The sequence below is a fragment of the Streptomyces sp. NRRL F-5122 genome (genome assembly GCF_001507435.1).
Taxonomy (GTDB): Bacteria; Actinomycetota; Actinomycetes; order Streptomycetales; family Streptomycetaceae; genus Streptomyces; species Streptomyces lannensis.
The window spans coordinates 1-2,694 of sequence record NZ_LMWH01000051.1 but is presented as its reverse complement, the minus strand read 5'-3'; the positions used below and the strand labels follow the sequence as shown (position 1 = coordinate 2,694).

The 2,694-nt window shown below is 68.6% G+C and carries 2 protein-coding genes; one reads left to right on the top strand and one right to left on the bottom strand.

Features of this window, described 5'->3' with window-relative positions; genetic code table 11:
* Window positions 1-769 precede the first annotated feature (769 nt).
* Entirely contained in the window at window positions 770-1,786 is a 1,017-nt protein-coding gene (locus ADL25_RS08955) for an amidohydrolase family protein (RefSeq protein ID WP_079050256.1), read from the bottom strand.
* A 334-nt stretch (window positions 1,787-2,120) separates the two neighbouring features.
* Here ADL25_RS08955 and ADL25_RS08950 point away from each other — a divergent pair, with 334 nt between their 5' ends.
* Window positions 2,121-2,387, top strand: coding sequence for a hypothetical protein (locus ADL25_RS08950; RefSeq protein ID WP_059127134.1), 267 nt, complete (start codon window positions 2,121-2,123; stop codon window positions 2,385-2,387).
* The last annotated feature ends 307 nt before the right edge of the window (window positions 2,388-2,694 follow it).

Genomic DNA, 2,694 nt, shown 5'->3' with positions numbered 1-2,694 from the left:
GGGGGATCACCGATCCCATCATCCGCAAGACGCTCGGCGGGAGCATCACCCAGGCGATCCAGTTGCAGAAGGAACTGGACTCGGCAGGGGACTGGGGGGTGGTCGCTCTGGGGTGAGTCGGGGGCGTACGGCTTAGGGGCGCGCCACCCCTCGGTGTCCTCTGTCTTTCGGGGCCGGGGGGTAAGTACCGTCCGCCGGTGCAGTGGATGGCCGGTGTGAGGGAGCCGGGTGCCGGTGTGCCGTGCGGCCGTAGCCGTCGTGACTGGTGGTTTCCGGGCACGAAGGCCGTCATTCCTCGAGGCCGTGTGGCGTTCAACGGTCGCCGTTGGGCCTGAGATTGACATCTGAGGGTGCCGCGGCCCCTTTCACGGGCTGCCGGTCGGCGCGCGGTTGCCGCAGCCGGCGGCCCGTGGGGTGAGCGGTTGCTCTGCGGGTGACGGATCGACTCCCCGGCTCACCGGTGTGGTGGTGGTCAGGGTTGAGCTGCCCGTCGTCCCGATGAGCGACGGTGCTGCCGGCGAGCCGCAGGGAGCGGTTGTGCGGCGCTTGGGTCAGGGTTAGGGCTCCGTGCCGGGCGGCGACGTCGGGCAAGGCGTGCTCGGGCGTCGACGCGTTGTGCGGCAGGGAACGGAGCGATGTGGATGTGTACGGTCGACCACAGATGAGGGTGGGCGCCGTTGCCGCATTTGGAGCAGGCGAGTTAGGGGCTGTTGCGGCCGGGGTTGCCTGGCCCCGGTTTCCGGCTCACGGGATGTGGCGTGTTCGACTCTCAGAGGCCGAACAGGGTGGTGGCGTTGTCGTGGCATACCGCTCGTAGCCAGGCGGGTCCGAGGTCCAGCCGTTCCAGGGCGCGGAGTTGGTGCGGGTACGGGTAGGGGATGTTGGGGAAGTCGGTGCCCAGGAGGATGCGGTCGCCGAGTTGGGCGAGGCGGGGTAGGGCCCGGCGGGGGAACGGCATGAACGTCTCGGTGAAGTCGGTGAATACCATCGTCGTGTCGAGCCGTACCTGTTCGTAGTGTTCGGCGAGGTCGAGGAAGTCTTCGTATTCGGGCATGCCGAGGTGCGCGATGATCAACCGCAGTTGCGGATGCCTGGCGAGCACGTGAGCGATCGGCCCGGCGCCGGTATGAGTGCCGGGTGCGGGCCCGGAGCCGCAGTGGATCACGACGGGGACCTTTGCATCGGCCAATGTTCCCCAGGCCTGGTCGAGAAGTTCGTCGGCCGGGTCGTAGCCTCCGACCTGTACGTGTGCTTTAAATACGCGGGCGCCTGCGTCGAGAGCTTCGCGGACATAGGCGTCGACGCCCGGTTCGGCGAAGAGTGTGGCGGTGTGCAGGACATCTGGGGTACGGCGGGCGAAGTCGGCGGCCCATCCGTTCAGCCATTGGGCCATTCCGGGCTTGTGCGGGTAGAGCATGGCGGTGAAGGCCCTGACGCCGAATTCCCGCAGTAGGGCGGCGCGTTCGGCCTCCTGCGCGCGGTAGGTGATCGGCCATGCGAGTCCGCCGGTCAGGGGTCCTTGCGCGTCGAAGTAGTCCCAGACCTTGTGCAGGACGCGTTCGGGCATGAAGTGCGTGTGGACGTCGACCAGACCGGGAAGGCCGAGCCCCTGCCAGAAACGGCGGACTTCTTGGACCTCCTCACCCGAGGTCCCCTCCCAGATGGCCGGGCCGGCACCCGTGGCTCGGTCCGGCCTCGGCGACCCGGCGCTGCGGGAGGCACGGGGGGCGAGGACGGGCTCTGAGAAGGCGGCGGGATCGACGGGCGCCGCGTGGTGATCGTTCATGTCGCCCACGATCGTCCCGGGTGGAGGTGCCGGTCCAGTCCTGTCCGGCCGGGGCCCGTGAGGAATGCGTCACCCACGCCGCGGCCAGGGCGAGCCCCGCGCCTGCTGCAGCCCCCGTACCGCACCGTCATCGTGCCGGACGGGACACCTGCCTGGGTCACTCGCAGACGGGTGGGGCCGAAGCGAGGTGGCTATGGCATGCGCCCGGGTTTTCGGGGTTTTTCTTGGTTGATGGCCGTCAACACGCCCAAAGGCGTGGGGGAGTGCGGGGGTCTTTGTGTGGGCGTGCCAGGATCGGTGAGTTGGTTGTCCGTGCCGGGGAGAGGGGCGGCGGATGCTCATTGTGCAGGGTGCCTCGGTGACTGCTGTCGTGCGTGGCAGTACGGGTGAGCCGGTGATTTTGCTGTCCGGGAACGGGCATCGGGGTGTGCCGGAGCAGGCGCTGCTGGATATGGTGCAGGCGGCTTCGGCTGTTCTTGGTGAGGCCGAGTTGCGTGCCGTAGGCCGGGCTATTCCGCGTTTGCGGGCGGGGCGTGCAGGTGCGCGTGTGGTGGTCGACGGTGCGGCTTTGACGGTCTATAGGCTGTCCGACGACGACTGAGTACCGGCTGTGGGCCGGGTTGTCTGGTGGGGGTTGGCGGGCTCGCGGCCCGTCTTCTGCTTTTTGTGGGGAAACACGCGTCGCCCGCCGTCGGCGGAATTCGACGGCGGGCGACGCGGCTTCATGGAAGGTGGATGCGCTGTTGGGTCAGAAGCGGCAGCAGTCCCACCCGTAGGAGTACAGGCCGTAGAGCCCGCCTCGGTAGCGCCCCAGGTCCCAGCCCGAGTGCCGGTCGCAGCGGTTGCGGTACCTGTCCCAGCGCCAGTAGTCGCGGTCGTTGCCGCGGTACCGCCGCAGGTCGATGCCG

What these genes read in the sequence shown, in the direction of transcription:
- ADL25_RS08955 (WP_079050256.1), bottom strand. Translation starts at nt 1,786, where the DNA reads ATGAACGATCACCACGCGGCGCCCGTCGATCCCGCCGCCTTCTCAGAG.
- ADL25_RS08950 (WP_059127134.1), top strand. Translation starts at nt 2,121, where the DNA reads ATGCTCATTGTGCAGGGTGCCTCGGTGACTGCTGTCGTGCGTGGCAGT.